Source organism: Methylobacterium sp. E-012 (assembly GCF_057836545.1).
In genome coordinates this window covers 121,417-136,000 of the sequence record NZ_JBYQEY010000001.1, presented here as the reverse complement: position 1 = coordinate 136,000, position 14,584 = coordinate 121,417, and the positions used below count along the sequence as shown (strand labels likewise).

16 protein-coding genes are annotated in these 14,584 nt (G+C 71.8%); 8 read left to right on the top strand and 8 right to left on the bottom strand.

The annotated features are described in order from the left end of the window. Positions 1-4: 4 nt before the first annotated feature. Positions 5-751, bottom strand: a complete 747-nt coding sequence (gene arsH, locus AC3IF1_RS00610) for an arsenical resistance protein ArsH (protein WP_489215046.1) — start codon at positions 749-751, stop codon at positions 5-7. Positions 752-801: 50 nt separating this feature from the next. On the opposite strand from arsH, the gene AC3IF1_RS00605 reads away from it, so the two are divergent. The 4 genes from AC3IF1_RS00605 to AC3IF1_RS00590 are packed head-to-tail and all read left to right on the top strand — an operon-like array spanning position 802 to position 4,091. Beyond that, complete coding sequence (locus AC3IF1_RS00605) at positions 802-1,161, top strand: ArsR/SmtB family transcription factor (protein ID WP_489215044.1); 360 nt, start codon at positions 802-804, stop codon at positions 1,159-1,161. Beyond that, positions 1,154-1,591, top strand: a complete 438-nt coding sequence (gene arsC, locus AC3IF1_RS00600) for an arsenate reductase (glutaredoxin) (RefSeq protein ID WP_489215042.1) — start codon at positions 1,154-1,156, stop codon at positions 1,589-1,591. Before AC3IF1_RS00605 ends, arsC begins: the two co-directional genes overlap by 8 nt. Before the next feature lie 34 nt (positions 1,592-1,625). After that, positions 1,626-2,921, top strand: coding sequence for an arsenic transporter (locus AC3IF1_RS00595; protein WP_489215040.1), 1,296 nt, complete (start codon positions 1,626-1,628; stop codon positions 2,919-2,921). Between the two features lie 6 nt (positions 2,922-2,927). Next, entirely contained in the window at positions 2,928-4,091 is a 1,164-nt protein-coding gene (locus tag AC3IF1_RS00590; RefSeq protein WP_489215038.1) for an MFS transporter, read from the top strand. Between the two features lie 220 nt (positions 4,092-4,311). On the opposite strand, the gene AC3IF1_RS00585 is transcribed toward AC3IF1_RS00590, so the two are convergent. Both AC3IF1_RS00585 and AC3IF1_RS00580 read right to left on the bottom strand, forming a co-directional pair. Next, positions 4,312-5,640 carry a DUF5666 domain-containing protein gene (locus AC3IF1_RS00585; protein ID WP_489215036.1) on the bottom strand — a complete coding sequence of 443 codons (1,329 nt, stop codon included), beginning with the start codon at positions 5,638-5,640 and terminating at the stop codon, positions 4,312-4,314. An 11-nt stretch (positions 5,641-5,651) separates the two neighbouring features. Next, entirely contained in the window at positions 5,652-6,497 is an 846-nt protein-coding gene (locus AC3IF1_RS00580) for a DUF6502 family protein (protein WP_243973381.1), read from the bottom strand. A 151-nt stretch (positions 6,498-6,648) separates the two neighbouring features. On the opposite strand from AC3IF1_RS00580, the gene AC3IF1_RS00575 reads away from it, so the two are divergent. The 3 genes from AC3IF1_RS00575 (at position 6,649) to AC3IF1_RS00565 (ending at position 7,938) form a co-directional block, all read left to right on the top strand. Beyond that, positions 6,649-6,975 carry a hypothetical protein gene (locus tag AC3IF1_RS00575; protein ID WP_489215034.1) on the top strand — a complete coding sequence of 109 codons (327 nt, stop codon included), beginning with the start codon at positions 6,649-6,651 and terminating at the stop codon, positions 6,973-6,975. Beyond that, entirely contained in the window at positions 6,972-7,106 is a 135-nt protein-coding gene (locus tag AC3IF1_RS00570; RefSeq protein WP_279598654.1) for a hypothetical protein, read from the top strand. Before AC3IF1_RS00575 ends, AC3IF1_RS00570 begins: the two co-directional genes overlap by 4 nt. A 442-nt stretch (positions 7,107-7,548) precedes the next feature. Beyond that, a complete protein-coding gene (locus AC3IF1_RS00565; RefSeq protein WP_489215031.1) occupies positions 7,549-7,938 on the top strand; it encodes a phospholipase A2 family protein in 390 nt (129 codons plus the stop codon). Positions 7,939-7,956: 18 nt separating this feature from the next. Here AC3IF1_RS00565 and grpE read toward each other — a convergent pair whose 3' ends face one another. The 3 genes from grpE to AC3IF1_RS00550 all read right to left on the bottom strand — a co-directional run bounded on the left by grpE (position 7,957) and on the right by AC3IF1_RS00550 (position 12,970). Next, positions 7,957-8,580 (bottom strand): nucleotide exchange factor GrpE, encoded by a 624-nt coding sequence (gene grpE, locus AC3IF1_RS00560; protein ID WP_243973384.1) that lies wholly within the window; start codon positions 8,578-8,580, stop codon positions 7,957-7,959. A gap of 88 nt (positions 8,581-8,668) precedes the next feature. Continuing rightward, positions 8,669-11,461 carry a [protein-PII] uridylyltransferase gene (locus tag AC3IF1_RS00555; RefSeq protein WP_489220294.1) on the bottom strand — a complete coding sequence of 931 codons (2,793 nt, stop codon included), beginning with the start codon at positions 11,459-11,461 and terminating at the stop codon, positions 8,669-8,671. Positions 11,462-11,548: 87 nt separating this feature from the next. Beyond that, the gene (locus tag AC3IF1_RS00550) at positions 11,549-12,970 is read right to left on the bottom strand and encodes a TAXI family TRAP transporter solute-binding subunit (protein WP_489215029.1); all 1,422 of its coding nucleotides are present in this window, start codon (positions 12,968-12,970) and stop codon (positions 11,549-11,551) included. A gap of 224 nt (positions 12,971-13,194) precedes the next feature. Here AC3IF1_RS00550 and AC3IF1_RS00545 point away from each other — a divergent pair, with 224 nt between their 5' ends. After that, positions 13,195-13,722 (top strand): regulatory protein RecX, encoded by a 528-nt coding sequence (locus AC3IF1_RS00545; RefSeq protein ID WP_489215027.1) that lies wholly within the window; start codon positions 13,195-13,197, stop codon positions 13,720-13,722. A gap of 57 nt (positions 13,723-13,779) precedes the next feature. Here AC3IF1_RS00545 and AC3IF1_RS00540 read toward each other — a convergent pair whose 3' ends face one another. Beyond that, positions 13,780-14,172 (bottom strand): BrnA antitoxin family protein, encoded by a 393-nt coding sequence (locus AC3IF1_RS00540; protein WP_489215025.1) that lies wholly within the window; start codon positions 14,170-14,172, stop codon positions 13,780-13,782. Then, positions 14,147-14,434: a BrnT family toxin gene (locus tag AC3IF1_RS00535; RefSeq protein ID WP_489215023.1), complete on the bottom strand. Its 288-nt coding sequence runs from the start codon at positions 14,432-14,434 to the stop codon at positions 14,147-14,149. The genes AC3IF1_RS00540 and AC3IF1_RS00535 overlap by 26 nt, the downstream gene beginning before the upstream one ends. Positions 14,435-14,584: the final 150 nt, after the last annotated feature.

Here is a 14,584-nt window from a genome sequence, read left to right as displayed (position 1 = left end):
CGACCTAGCGCTTCGCAAAGCCCAGGTCGGCCGCCACGCCTGCCAACCGCTCGGGCTCACGCTCCTTCCGCTCGCTGTAGCGGTCAACCAGGTCGTCGGCACGCTCCCGGGTCAGCAGCGTGAACTTCATCAGTTCCTCGCACACGTCCACGACGCGCTCGTAGAGCGGCCCCGGCTTCATCCGGCCGGCTTCGTCGAAGGCGTCGTAGGCCATCGGCACCGACGACTGGTTCGGGATGGTGATCATCCGCATCCAGCGGCCGAGGATGCGCAGGGCGTTCACGGCGTTGAAGCTCTGCGAGCCGCCGGACACCTGCATCACGGCGAGGGTGCGCCCTTGGGTCGGCCGCACGCTGCCCTCGGAGAGCGGCAGCCAATCGATCTGGCTTTTCATCACGCCGGTGAGGGTGCCGTGCCGCTCCGGTGAAACCCACACTTGGCCCTCGGACCAGATCGAGAGGTTGCGCAGTTCCTGCACCTTCGGGTGATCGGCGGTCGTGTCGTCGGGCAGGGGCAGGCCGTGGGCGTCGTAGATCCGCACCGCGCCGCCCATCGCCTCCAGGAGCCGGGCGGCCTCGTAGGCGAGGAAGCGGCTGAACGAGCGCTCGCGCAGGGAGCCGTAGAGGATCAGGAACCGGGGTGCGTGCGTGAACGGCGCCGCGGCCTGCACGCTCTCGCGGGTCGGCACCACGAAGTGCGCCGCGCTCAGGTTCGGCAGGCCATCGGTGAAGGGCTGTGCGGGCTTGTCCAAGGATCGGCTTTCTCGTATCTTCAAACGATAGTTTGAAGATTGTAACGAAAATGGACGAACTGCAAGCCCTCGCTGCGTTCGCGGCGCTCGCACAGGAACACCGTCTCCGCTTGGTGCGGGCGCTCGTCACCGCCGGCCCGGACGGCTTGGCCTCGGGCGTGCTGGCCGAGGCAATGGGCATCTCCGCCGCCGCCGTGTCCCATCACCTCAAGGAACTGAGCCACGCGGGCCTTGTCGCCTCCCGGCGCGAGGGCCGCTCGATCATCTACAGCGCCGCCTACCCGGCTCTGTCCGACCTGATCGCCTTCCTGATGCGCGACTGCTGCCAGGGCCACCCGGAGGTCTGCACACCGGCGATGGCCGTGCTGGCGACCTGTTGCCCCGCCACCGGAGAAACCGCCCGTGCCTGAGCCGTTCGACATCGTGATCTACCACAACCCGGACTGCGGCACGTCCCGCAACACCCTGGCGATGATCCGCAATGCCGGCGTCGAGCCGCACGTGATCGAGTACCTCAAAACCCCGCCCGCTCGGGCGCTGCTGATGGAACTCCTCGCCCGCGCCGGCCTGTCGGTGCGGGACGTCGTGCGGGAGAAAGGCGCGCCGTTCGCGGCGCTGAACCTCGGCGATCCGGCGCTGACGGATGCGCAGCTCCTGGACGCCATCGAGGCGCACCCGATCCTCCTCAACCGCCCGCTGGTCGTCACGCCCAAGGGGGTCCGCCTGTGCCGACCGTCGGAAGCCGTGCTCGATCTCCTGCCGGTGCAGCAGGGCGCGTTCGTCAAGGAAGACGGCGAGCAGGTCGTGGACGAGCACGGCCGCCGCGTCGCCACCGCCTGAGCCCCGCACCAACCCATGAAACGAAAACGCCCGGATGCTCGCGCTCGCCCTTTTCCTTGCCACCCTCGTGTTGGTCATCTGGCAGCCCGCGGGCCTCGGGATCGGGTGGAGCGCCCTGGCCGGCGCGGGCATCGCCCTCGCCACGGGCGTGATCCATCCGGGCGACATCCCGGTGGTCTGGCATATCGTCTGGGACGCCACCTTCACCTTCGTGGCGCTCATCCTCATTTCCCTGCTGCTCGACGAGGCCGGGTTCTTTCACTGGGCGGCCCTGCACATCGCCCGCTGGGGGGGTGGGCAAGGCCGGCGGCTGTTTCCGCTGGTCGTGCTCCTGGGTGCGGCCATCGCGGCCATATTCGCCAATGACGGCGCCGCCCTGCTGCTGACCCCGATCGTGCTGGCGATCCTGCTCCGGCTCGACTTCAAGCCGGAGGCCGCGCTGGCGTTCATCGTCGCCTGCGGGTTCGTGGCGGACAGCACCTCGCTGCCGCTGGTGATCTCCAACCTGGTCAACATCGTCTCCGCCAACGTCTTCGACGTGACCTTCGGCCGGTACGCCGCCGTGATGGTGCCGGTGAACCTGGTGTCCTTGGCGGCGACGCTTGTGGTTCTGTGGACCTACTTCCGGCGCGACGTGCCGGCGGCCTACCCGATGGACGCGCTGGCGCGTCCGGCTGGCGCGATCCGCGATCCGCTGGTGTTCCGGGCGGCGTTCCCGTTGCTCGGCGTGCTCCTGCTCGCCTACTTCGTCACCGCGCCCTTCGGCGTGCCGGTATCGGCCGTCACCTGTGCCGGCGCGGCGGTGCTCCTGCTGCTCGCCAACCGGGGCGGAATCATCCCGATCCGCAAGGTCCTGACCGGCGCCCCCTGGCAGATCGTCGTGTTCAGCCTCGGCATGTACCTCGTGGTCTACGGCCTCCGAAACGCCGGCCTGACCGACGAGCTGGCGAAGGGGCTGGTCTGGCTGGCCGGGCATGGCCCGTGGGTCGCCACCATCGGCACCGGCTTTGCCGCCGCGCTCCTGTCGTCGGTGATGAACAACATGCCGAGCGTGCTGACCGGGGCGCTCGTGATCCAGCAGGCCCCGGACCTGCCGCCGCTGATCCGCGAACTGATGATCTATGCCAACGTGATCGGCTGCGACCTCGGGCCGAAGTTCACGCCGATCGGCAGCCTCGCCACGCTGCTCTGGCTGCACGTCCTCGCCGGTAAGGGCCAGAGGATCACCTGGGGCCAGTACATGAGGGTCGGCCTGGTCATCACCCCGCCCGTGCTGCTGGTCACGCTGCTGGCGCTGGCGGCATGGCTGCCGCTGCTCGGCGCCCGGTAGCCGTCCGTGTCCGAGGCCCGGCGCTGGCCGGTGATCTCCGCCCTCGGCGTGGTCGAAATCCTCGCCTGGGGGTCCTCGTTCTACCTGCCGGCGGTGCTCGCCGGTCCGGTTGCCGAAAGCACCGGCTGGCCGTTGTCCTGGGTGGTCGGCGGCCTGTCCGTCGGTCTGCTGGTCGCCGCCATCGCCTCGCCGCATGTCGGGGCGGCGATCCACCGCCACGGCGGCCGCCCGGTCCTGGCACTGGCGGCGCTGCTGCTGGCGGCCGGACTGACCACGCTGGCGCTCGCGCCGGTCTTGCCGGTCTACCTCGCCGGCTGGCTGCTGCTCGGCCTCGGCATGGGGTGCGGATTGTACGACCCGGCGTTCGCCACCCTCGGCCGGCTCTACGGCGCGGAGGCGCGGCCGGCGATCACCACCCTGACCCTGTGGGGCGGGTTCGCGAGCACCGTGTGCTGGCCGCTGTCGGCGTTCCTGGTCGCCCATGTCGGCTGGCGCGGCGCCTGCCTGGCCTATGCCGGCCTGCACCTCGGGGTAACCCTGCCGCTGGTGCTGCTGCTGATCCCGAACCCCCCGGGGCTGCCGGCGGCGGCGGAGCACCACAAGGCGAACACCGGTCCGCTGTCGGTTCAGGAGCGGCGGGCGTTCCTGCTGTTCGCCGGGGTGCTGATCCTCGGCGGCGCGATCCTGTCGCTGGTGTCGGTCCATCTCTTGACGCTCTTGCAGGCGCGGGGCGTGGCCCTGGCCGCGGCCGTCTCCTACGGGGCCTTGATCGGCCCGGCGCAGGTCGGCGCCCGGATCGTGGAGATGTCGTTCCAGGGCCGGCATCATCCGCTCTGGACCCTGACCGCTGCCCTGGGGCTGGTCGCCCTCGGCCTAACGCTGCTCGCCTACGGCCCCCCCGGCGTTGGGATCTGGCTGGTGCTCTACGGCGGCGGCAACGGGATCTATTCGATTGCGCGGGGCACGGTGCCCTTGGCCCTGTTCGGCTCCGTCCGCTACCCCTTGATGGTCGGCCGCCTGGCCCGGCCGGGGCTGGTCGCGCAGGCGCTTGCCCCACCGGCCGGCGCGTTCGTGCTGACCCAGGCCGGCCCGGATGCCCTGTGGGGGCTCCTGCTCGCCCTGAGCCTCGCCAACCTCGGCCTCGTCGGAGCGCTCTGGCGGACGCGGTAGCGCGCTCGCAATGCATCGTCCGCTCCCGCCCCTGACCCGGACCCTCCGCCCCTGATCACCGAACGCCCGCCCCCCGCCACACCAGACCTATGCCGGGCCACGCCGATCGCGTGCCGATCCCGGCGCCGCGTCCCGGGCCGGGAACCGGAGCGATGCGGGCGATCGCCGATCCCGCATCGTCTCGTCCCAAACGCCGGTGGCCGCCTCCCGGCATGCGCCTCTAGCGCCGGCCCCCCGGCGGCCCTGCGGGTCCGCCGCCGAACCCGCCGAACCCGCCCGGACCGCCGCCCCCCGGCCCACCGGGTGGCCCGCCGAAGCCGCCGGGGCCGGCCGGGGGAGCGCCGGGGCCGACCGGGAAGGTGCCGGGCGGTGCTCCGCCGAAGCCGCTTCGCGGGGCTCCGAACCCGCCTTGTCCCACGGCGCCGGGGATCGGGCCGGATCCCGAGCGGGTGTCGATGCCGGGCCCGCGCGGTTCGCCCATCCCGCCGAGGCCGTCCGCCCGCCCGCCGGGCTCGGCGCCGAAGCGTCCCGGCAGCTCGTCGGGCAGGTTGCGCAGGTCCAGGCGGTCGCGTTCCCGCTCGAAGCGCGGGGCGTCCGGCTGCGGCGGCTCGGGGGCGATGCGCTCCTCGATCCGCAGCCGGTCCACCGTCAGGTTGCCGTCCGGCGCGATGGCGGCGGTCAGCACGGCCCGGACGCTCCCCTGCCGCGGAACCTTCGGGCCCGGCCGGCCCGTGGCCCGGTAGCCGGAGCCGATATCCAGGCCGGTGCCCGTGCGGCCGATATAGGCCTCGATGGAGACCTGCTTCAGCCCCGGCGGGAACGGCAGGCCGAGTTCCGCGGCGTTGGTCGCGGTGAGGGTGCCGTCGGCCCCCGTCCCGGTCACCAGGGCGCGCCGGCCCGGCGGCAGGGCGTCGGCCCCCGTCAGGCGCAGGCCGCCGATCATGAGGGCGCCGTTCTCCCCGCGCCGGACGGGCCCGGCGACGCGGTCCGGTCCGGCCGCGCGCGGCTCGACGAGGCTCGCCACGATCACCCCGTCCGGCCGGCGCAGGCCGCTGACGGCGACCCGCGTCCCCGGCGTCCAATCGCCGGACAGGCCCGCGGTCGAGACCCGCTGCCCGAGCACGATCATCCGGCCCGGCGCGACCGAATCCACCGGCCCGACCACCTCGCTGGTCACGTCGATCCGGCTCGTGGCGAGGCCGCCGCCCTCCGGCCGGGCGATCACGTGGACGACGTGCCCGATCTTCAGGTCGGTCGCCTGCGCGGCCGCGCCGTCGATGCGCACCGCCACCTCCGGCGGATAGGCGATGCGCAGGTCGTTGACGATGATCGAGCCGAACCGGCGGATCGTGCCGATCACGCCGGTGCCGCCGATGCCGCGGTCGCCCTCGCCGAGGGGATCGTTGCGCGGCGCATCGGTCCGCATCATGCCGGTGCCGCCGATGCCCTGATCGCGCGGCGCCTCCTGCGGGCGGAGGGAACCCGGCCGCAGCATCGCTGCCCCCGCGAGGAGGCGCAGGACGAACCGGCGGTTTGGCGGGGATCGCACCGGCCGGCCTCTCAGCGCTCGTCCGTGGGGCGCGCGGGCGGGGCGGCTTCCGCGTAGACGTAGAGACCGAAATTCCAGCGGTGATCGCCGCCCGGATCGGTCTGGCAGGCGGCGTGCGCCTCGCGGTTGGCCTGCTGCAGCGCCGCCATGGCGATCTCGCGCGCCCGCGCCTCGAGCTTCACCGCGAGGTCCTTCGAGAGCCCGTCGTAGTGGACGGCCCGTTCCAGGAACCGCGGCGTGTCGCCGACGATGTTGGCCACGGCGGCCGCGATGTGGTCGTGCAGGTTGCGGCCGAAATAGTAGAGCTGCGGCCCCTCGGCGCCGTCACCCTTGGGCACGTAGGCGGCCTCCGCCAGCACGATCCGGTCCTGCGCGTCCGTGAAGGCCAGGCCCCGGTCGAGCCACTCGTCCAGGACCGCCCGGGGCCGCAGGTCGCGGGTGACGCCGGCGACGAGGCTCTCGAAGGAGGCGGCGTCGCCCTCGGCGGTCCGCGGCAGCGGCAGGGGATGGCCCTGCGCATCGGTGAAGGCCGGATCGGCGATCCAGCGGGCGATGATCCGGCTCGTGCGCGAGACCACGGCGGGCACCGCGCTCACCGGCGCACCGGCCCCGCGCAGGCGCCGGACCTCCTTGCGGTGGATGCCGGTGAGCAGGGAGACGCGGCTGTCGGTCTGCTCCTTGCCGGACAGCGCGAAATCGTACTCGGCCACGTTCACGTAGAGCTCGCGCAGCAGGTCTGTGAGGGCCGGGAAGGTGATCCCGCGGGCCACCAACAGGCGCACCAGCGGGCGCAGGAGCCGCGCCAGCGGCGCGTGCAGGCTCGCGCCGTCTCGCGGTGTATCGGCAGTCTCGGACATGGCCGCATCGTTATCGCATGTGGCGTGGGAGACAATCCCACAGCGTGCGCGGTCGCACATGGACACACGATTTCCGAATTGACGTGGGATTTTTGCACACGTAAACGAAATGCGTGGTCAAATTTCCCACACGAACCGCGGAGCCTGGATCATGACGGTCGAGACGCGCCTTCTCGTCCCGCAAGCGTTGCCGCCCCTCACGATCCCGCCCGCCGCCGCCCGCCGGATCCGGCAGGGTGATCCCATGCCGCGGCTCGGACGCATCCTCTGCGTCCTGGCCGCCCTCGCGCTGCCCGCCTTCGGCATCGCTGTCGCGGATATGGTCCACCGCGCCGGCGAACCGAGGGCGTCGCAGGCCGCCGCTCCCGTCGTCCCCTCAGACGGGGCGGCGGCACCCCAGGGTGCCGGCACGCCGGTTCGGGCCTTGAGAGCCGTCAGGACCGCGAACGCCACCGGGACCGGGGAGGTGCGGTCGTGATCGCCCTGTCCGAGCCCGGCCGCGCCGATCCGGCGCCGGCTCCCGATTGCGGCGGCGCCCCGGTGCTCGACCTCGCGCTCTGCCTGATCCTCGCGGTGACCGTCGTCGGCCTTCTCCTCCTGGCCCTCTGACCCCGCCCCGCGGACGAGACCCCCAAGACGGCAGGCGTTCAACCGCGCTCCTCGTCCCTCGGACCGGTTGCGCCGCGGGCGGCGGCATCGCGTATGCCTGCAACGATAAGCTGTCGGCCCGGGTCGAGGCCCTGTATCGCCATCGTCGCCGAGCTTTCGTCGGAACGGCACACTACAACGTCGGTGCCCCGGCGTATTATGATGCCGGCAAACAGGATTCCCGGTCCGTCCTTCTCAGGGCGGGGATGAACTCTGGTTTCTAATCAATATTGATCGCGGCGGATCTTGACGGATCGGCCGGTCTGAGTCGCTATGCACGGCGTTCGGCTTCGGGCCGTCGTCAGCCGGTCGCGCTTGGCCATGACCGGTTCGGGATCGTCGATGCCGGATGCCGCGCGGGCGTCACCGTGCGGTGACGGGGGCATCTCCGACAGGATCGGCCGTGACCACGCCCAGACACACGCACCGCCCGCACGCCGCCGCAGCGGCGCTTCTTGTCCTCGGACTGGTGGCCTGCGCCGCAACGGCGCGGGCCCAGGAGATCATCCCGCCCGGGCCCTCCGGCCGGGGCGCGGTCCTGATCTACGGCAACTTCTGCGGACCGGGTAACCGCGGTCCCGGCTACAAGCCCATCGACGCCCTCGACCGGGCCTGCGCGCACCACGATGCCTGCTCGGCCGATCCCCTGTCGGGAACCCTGACCCATTGCGCCTGCAACCGCCGCCTCGAGGCCGAAGCGGGCGCGGTCGCCCGCGACAGGCGGGCGCCGGCGCAGACCCGCGAGACGGCCCAGTTCATCGCCGACTTCGCGACGGCGCTGCCCTGTCAGTAGGACCGCGCCGCGCGCCGATCAGGCGGCGTCGGCCGGGTTCGCCGCCTTGGGCCCGCCCTTGGCCACGCCGACCAGGGCCGGCCGGAGCACGCGGTCGCCGATGACGTAGCCGGACTGCACCACCTGCACGACGGTGCCGGCCGGGACCTCCGGGTTCGGCACCTCGAACATGGCCTGGTGGCGGTTCGGGTCGAACTTCTGGCCCTGCGGCTCGACGATCTTCACCCCGTGGCGCTCCAGGGTCTTGCCGAGGTCCCGCTCGGTGAGTTCGATCCCGTCGATCAGGCCCTTCAGGGCGCCGTCGGTCCCGGCCTTCGCGTCCGCCGGGACGCTGTCGAGGGCGCGCCGGATGTTGTCGGCGACGTTGAGGACATCCCGGGCGAAGTTCGTCACCGCGTAGGCGCGGGCATCGGCCACCTCGCGCTCGGTCCGGCGGCGCAGGTTCTCCATCTCGGCGAGCGTGCGCAGCATCCGGTCCTTCAATTCGTCCCGCTCGGCGGTGAGCAGGGCCAAGGCCTCCGCGACGGGATCGACCGAACCCTCGGCGCGCGAACCCGCGGCCGCATTGTCCTGGGCCGCGCCGGCACCGGCTTCGACCGTGGTCTGACGCTGGTCGTCCTGGGGCATGTCGTTGCTCGTCATCGTCTTTCAGTCGTCCGGCGGAGGGCGGCTCGGGCAATCGGAACCGGCGCTGATATCTGGCGAGGGGCCGGCGAAATCAACCCGGTGCTCATGCCTCCCGCGGCGGCGGCGCCGCGACCAGGGCCTCGAGCCCCTCGGCCTTCAGGGCGGCGACATCCCCCGCGAACACGTCCATCACGGCGCTGCGGATCGCGGCCTGCCGGTCGGGCTGCGTCACCCGCGTGCCCGTGAGGTCGGTGACGTAGAAGACGTCCACGGCCCGCTCGCCGAAGGTCGCCACATGTGCCGAGGTGATGTTCAGCGACAGCCGGCCGAACGCCGTGGTCAGCTCGTACAGCAGGCCCGGCCGGTCGAGGCCCGTGACCTCCACCACGGTTTCCCGGCTCGACAGGGCGTTGTCGAGGGTGACGTCCGGCGGCACCGGGAAGGTCTTGGCGCGGGCGCTCGACGGCGGGTGCTTGTCGGCCACGAGGTCGGCGATGCGGATCTCGCCCTTCAGGGCACGCTCGATCGATGCCGTGATGCGCCGGGTCCGGCGCAGCTCGTCCTCGTCCCGCTCGAAGGCCCGCGAGATGAAGATCGTGTCGAGGGCGAAGCCGTCCGTGGAGGTGAAGATCTGCGCGTCGACGATGTTGCTGCCCGCCGCCGCGCAGGCGCCGGTGATGATGGCGAGCAGGCGCGGATGGTCCGGCGAGTAGATCGTGATCTCGGTGACGCCGCGCACGGGGTCGAGGGCCACGTCGGTCGCGCTGGTGCGGCCGTCGGCGAGGGCCGCGCGCAGGAACATCGCGTTCTTGAACTGGCGCGTGCCGTCGACCTTGAGCCAGTAGGCCTGCCCGTGCCGGGCCGCGTAGGCGTCGAACTCCTCCGAGGTCCAGCCGGGCAGCTGCTCGCGCAGGCCCATCTGGACGAGGCGCACCCTGTCGGTCCGGGCGATCTCGGAATGGCCGCCCGAGAGGAACACCTCGGTCTCGTCGTAGAGCGTCCGGATCAGGGTGCCCTTCCAGGCGGTCCAGACCCCGGGGCCGACCGCCGTGATGTCGGCCACCGTCAGGATGGTCAGGAGCTTCAGCCGCTCCAGAGTCTGCACCCGGGCGGCGAAGCGCTCGATCGTCTTGGCGTCCGAGAGGTCGCGGCTCTGCGCGGTCATCGACATGAGCAGGTGGTGCTCCACCAGCCAGCGCACGGTCTCGGTCTCGGCCTGGTTCAGGCCGAAGCGCGGGCAGAGCTTCTCGGCGATGGCCGCGCCCGCGATCGAGTGATCCTCCGGCCGGCCCTTGGCGATGTCGTGGAGCAGGATCGCCACGTAGAGCGCCGTGCGGTTGTGGATCGTGTGCACGAGGCGGGAGACCAGCGGGTAGGTCTCCTGGCTGCGGCCCGATTCGATGTCGGCCAGCACGCCGACCGTGCGCAGCAGGTGCTCGTCCACCGTGAAGTGGTGGTACATGTTGAACTGCATCATCGCGACGATGCGGCCGAAATCCGGGATGAACCGGCCGAGCACCCCGGCCTCGTTCATCTCGCGCAGGGCCTCCTCCGGGGCGTTCCGGGAGGTGAGGATGTCGAGGAAGAGGCGGTTCGCCTCGACGTCGACCCGCAGCGTCGGGTTGACGAGGCGCAGGGAGCGGCTCGCCAGCCGCTTGGCGTCCGGGTGGATCGCGAGGTTGTGCCGGTCGGCGAGCCAGAACAGGCGGATCAGGTTCACCGGGTCGCGCTCGAAGGCGTCCTCCGCGCGCAGGTTCACCCGGCCGTGGTCGATCCAGAAATCCTCCGCCTCCATGGCGGTGGCCCGGAAGCGGTCGCGGAACCGGCCGATCCAGCGGTCGAGCACCGGCGTGCGCTTGGCGTGGCGCGCCTCCAGCTCCGCGCAGACGATGGCGGTGAGGTCGCCGACATCCTTGGCGAAGCGGAAATAGGCCTTCATGAACCGCTCGACGCCCGACAGGCCGCCGCGGGCCTCGTAGCCGAAGCGCTCGGCGATCCGCGGCTGCAGGCCGAAGGACAGCCGCTCCTCCGACCGCTTGGTCACGAAATGCATGTGGCAGCGCACCCGCCACAGGAACTCCTCGCAGCGCTCGAACAGCGCGTATTCCTCGGGGGTGAACAGGCCGGCGCTGATCAGCTCGATCTGGTCGCGCACCCGGTAGGTGTACTTGGCGATCCAGAACAGCGTGTTGAGATCGCGCAGGCCGCCCTTGCCGTCCTTGACGTTGGGCTCCACGAGGTAGCGCGACGAGCCGGCCTTCGAGACGCGCAGGTCGCGCTCGCGCAGCTTGGCGTCCACGAACTCGGCCGCGGAGCCGACCACCAGCTCGGCGTCGAAGCGCGTGACCAGCTCCTCGTACAGGATCCGGGTTCCGAACAGGAACCGGGCCTCCAGGAGGGCGGTGCGGATCGTCATGTCGGCCCGCGCCTCGCGCAGGCATTCCTCTACGGACCGGGTGGCGTGGCCGACCTTCAGCTTCAGGTCCCAGAGGACGTAGAGCATCGCCTCGACGACGCTCTCCGACCACGCGGTCTGCTTGTAGGGCAGCAGGAACAGCAGATCGATGTCCGAGCCCGGCGCCATCGTACCCCGTCCGTAGCCGCCGGTGGCGACCACGGCGAGCTGCTCGCCGGTGGAGGGGTTGTCGTTGGGGTAGAGCCGCCAGACCACGGCGTCGTGGATGGCCCGGACCACGGCGTCCGTGAGATTCGAGAGCGCCTGGGCGCAGCGCAGGCCGTTGCGATCCTCGAGAAGCTGGGCCTCGGCGGCGCGGTGGCCCTCCTCGATCACCCGGCGCAGATGCGGGACGAGTGCGGCCCGGAGCTTGGTGGGCTCCCGGGCCTCGCGGTCGAGGCCTTCGAGGACCGTTTCAAGGGCTGCGGCGGGATCGAACATGGCTCCCGTTAGCATGATATCCCTACGCCGCCAGCCACGCGGCGACAGCCGCGGCGTTCCGAGGCCGCGGGGCGCCGAAGCCGGTCACTACTCCGCCGCCGGCAGGTCGAGGGCCAGGAGCCGCGCCGTCCGGTTGCGGGTGGCCGCCGACGGCTCGGTCTGCCCGGCCTGCCGCCGCGCATCGGCGATGGCGGCGTGCACCCCGTCCACCGCCAGGATCAGCGCGCTCACCGTGCGGGCGTCGATGCTGCGCTCCCGGGCGTAGCAGACCACGTCGGCCACGAGGCCGTCGGTCTCGATCGCGATGGCGTCGAGTTCGGCGGTGTTCGTCGAGGCGCGCACCTCGCGTAGGATGTCGAGCAGGCGGTCGAGGACGTAGTCGACCCGCTCCCGGCGCTTGCGGGCGAGGCGCTGCCCGATCCAGGCGAAGCCGGAGCCGATGGTGCCGCCGAAGAACGCGAACAGGTAGATGTAGTCCTCGTACCGGTCGAGGAAGGTCTGCTGCTCGCGCTCGAAATAATCGACCGCCCCCGGGTGATTCGGCAGCCGCGCCGAGGTCGCCGCCACCGTCGTGTCGAAGTCCGGGGCCTTCATCAGCTTGGCTGCCGGGGCCGCCGCGGCGAGCCGCGAGCGCCACTCGAACAGGTGCTGCGTTGCCGAGGCGACCGCGACCCGGCTGACCGTGCCCCGCGCCATCAGGCGGTAGGAGGCGCCGACGGTGCGGACCTCCTCGTCGGGGCGCTTCGGACGGCCGCCGAAGGTCCCGGCCGGGATGGTCACCGATTGCAGCTCCGGGAAGCGCTGCAGGATCGCGTCGCCATCGGGGATCGAGACGAAGCCGACCTTGTGCTCCGGCGATCCGAGTTCCACGGCGCGCACCACCGCGGCCGCGGTCTTTGAGGCGGGGCTCGCGATCACCGCGACCGCGTCGACGCGCTTGTCGGTGAGGGCGGCCGTGACTTCCCCGACCTTCAGGGGCACCACGACGACGTGGCCGGCCTCCGCCTCCTCGGCGCCGGGGCCGTTCTCGGGGGCCGCCTCGCCCCGATTGTCCGGCGCGAGGTCGTAGAACGAGAGCAGGTTCGTGAGGAAGGGCAGATCGGCGCTGTGCCGCACGACGATGCCGAGTCGCTTGCGCGCCAGATCGGGCACGTCGTCGATCCCGGCCGCCTCTGGGCCCACGATGACCAGGGCCTCGTCGTGCAGGATCGCCAGAGTCAGGCCGTTCTCGGGGAGGAACACGTCGGGACGGACCACCGCGAGGTCGGCGCGGTTCCGCTGGAGGGCCATGGCGCTGTCGCGGACGTCGTCGTAGCGCACCACCTTGAGGCGGACATCCTCGCGCGCCCGATCCAAGGCCTGGGCGTAGGCCTCGATCAGCGCGGCCTCGGGGCCGTCCTGGGGACCGACCGCGACCGTGAGGGTATTGGGACGCGACAGGTAGACGATCGCGGCCGCGACCGCGGCCAGGCCCAGGGCCACGAGGACCAGGAGCCACTCGCGCCGCATCAGGGCTGTCGCCGCGGCGCGGAGGCGTCTCCGCCAGGGGCCACGGCTGCGGTCGGGCGGAGAACGGGGGTCCGGGCCATGGCCGAGCCTGTCGCGTTGCGCGCGTTCCATACCCATTGCATGGAACGGAAACCTGTCGAGATCGTGAAGAACCGGTGAAACCCCCATTCGTTGCAGAATCCGCGCCAGAACGCCGCGACCGGGAGATCAGGCCGCCCGGCCCGGTGAGCGCGGCCTGGCTCGAACGCGCGGCGCTCCACTATCTGGAGCGCTACAGCGCCTCGACCGAGATGCTGCGTCGGACCCTGGCGCGGCGGGTCCAGAAGCGGGCCCGGGCCCGGGGCGAGGATCCGGAGGGCTTCGCGGACCTCGTCACGGCGACCGTGGCCCGGGCGGTCTCAGCCGGCCTCGTGGACGATGCGCGCTTCGCCGACACCCGCCTGGCGACGCTGCGCCGCCGCGGCACGTCGAGCCGGGGGGTCTCGGCCAAGCTCGCCGCCAAGGGGGTTCCGCGGGAGGTGGTCGAGGCCGCCATGCGGGCGGAGCGCGACGCCATGCCCGACGGGGCGGCGGAGGCGATCGACGTTCAGGCCGCGAAGGCCTACGCCAAGCGCCGGCGCCTCGGTCCGCACCGCCGCCCGGACCAGCGCGCCGCCCACCGCGACCGGGACCTCGCCGCCCTGGCCCGGGCCGGCTTTTCCTACGACCTCGCCCGCCGGGTGGTCGACGGGGACGGGGATCCGCCGATGTGACTGGCGCGCCTGGGACGGCGCGCCGATCGGATCGTGGCCGTCGCAGCCAGGAATGCGTCAGGCGTGGGCCTTGGATCCCTTCGGCGCGCGCCGGCCGATGCCGCGCCGCGCCGCCACGTCCGCGGTCTCGGCGCCCCTCCGCGCCGCGGATGGCTTGAGCCCGCCGGCCAGGATCTCGTGCATGCGTACCTGCCAGCCGTCGCCGGTCGCCCGATAGGCGTCCAGAAGCGCCGGGTCGATCCGCATCGTGAAGTTGACCTTGGCATCGGCCCGCTTCGGACGCCCGCGTCCGCGCTTCGGCAGCAGCTTGAACACCTCCGGCACTTCCCGGGCGGGGCGTAGCGCGGCCAGATCCGCTTCCATCAGCTTCGGGTTATCGGAGACCTCGTCCCAGTCCTCCTGCGAGTAACCCGGACCGGACTCTTCAGGCTTCGGTGCGGTATCGGGCATAGGCTTCCCTTTCGTCAGGGTCGGCGATGCGGAGGCTGACGAGAGACAGCACTTCCGTGCCGAGGGGTGAGACGATGACGGCGACGACGCGTTCGCCATTCCAATCACCGATCAGCCTGTCGCGTGCGCGGCCGGTGCGGCCCGCACGGGCCGGGTGGATCAGCGCCGTCTCGCCGTCGAAACAGGAGTCGAAGTCGGCGAAGTCCAAGCCGTGCTTGGCGAGGTTCGCCAGACGCTTCGGCTCGTCCCGCGTCGTCGGCATCGAAATATCGTAGGGGCGTTTATTCTGCGAGGCTAGGCCTTTGAACGCGCAGACCGACTCGTTCGGTTCGTTCAGGGCGAGCGTGGCCGCCGGCGAGATCCCGCTCGATCCTCGCCGGGGTGCGGCATCGCGGCCCGGGGCGAAAGGCCG

What these genes read in the sequence shown, in the direction of transcription:
- AC3IF1_RS00605 (WP_489215044.1), top strand. Translation starts at nt 802, where the DNA reads ATGGACGAACTGCAAGCCCTCGCTGCGTTCGCGGCGCTCGCACAGGAA.
- AC3IF1_RS00595 (WP_489215040.1), top strand. Translation starts at nt 1,626, where the DNA reads ATGCTCGCGCTCGCCCTTTTCCTTGCCACCCTCGTGTTGGTCATCTGG.
- AC3IF1_RS00580 (WP_243973381.1), bottom strand. Translation starts at nt 6,497, where the DNA reads ATGTCCGAGACTGCCGATACACCGCGAGACGGCGCGAGCCTGCACGCG.
- AC3IF1_RS00575 (WP_489215034.1), top strand. Translation starts at nt 6,649, where the DNA reads ATGACGGTCGAGACGCGCCTTCTCGTCCCGCAAGCGTTGCCGCCCCTC.
- grpE (WP_243973384.1), bottom strand. Translation starts at nt 8,580, where the DNA reads ATGACGAGCAACGACATGCCCCAGGACGACCAGCGTCAGACCACGGTC.
- AC3IF1_RS00555 (WP_489220294.1), bottom strand. Translation starts at nt 11,461, where the DNA reads ATGTTCGATCCCGCCGCAGCCCTTGAAACGGTCCTCGAAGGCCTCGAC.
- AC3IF1_RS00550 (WP_489215029.1), bottom strand. Translation starts at nt 12,970, where the DNA reads ATGCGGCGCGAGTGGCTCCTGGTCCTCGTGGCCCTGGGCCTGGCCGCG.
- AC3IF1_RS00540 (WP_489215025.1), bottom strand. Translation starts at nt 14,172, where the DNA reads ATGCCCGATACCGCACCGAAGCCTGAAGAGTCCGGTCCGGGTTACTCG.
- AC3IF1_RS00535 (WP_489215023.1), bottom strand. Translation starts at nt 14,434, where the DNA reads ATGCCGACGACGCGGGACGAGCCGAAGCGTCTGGCGAACCTCGCCAAG.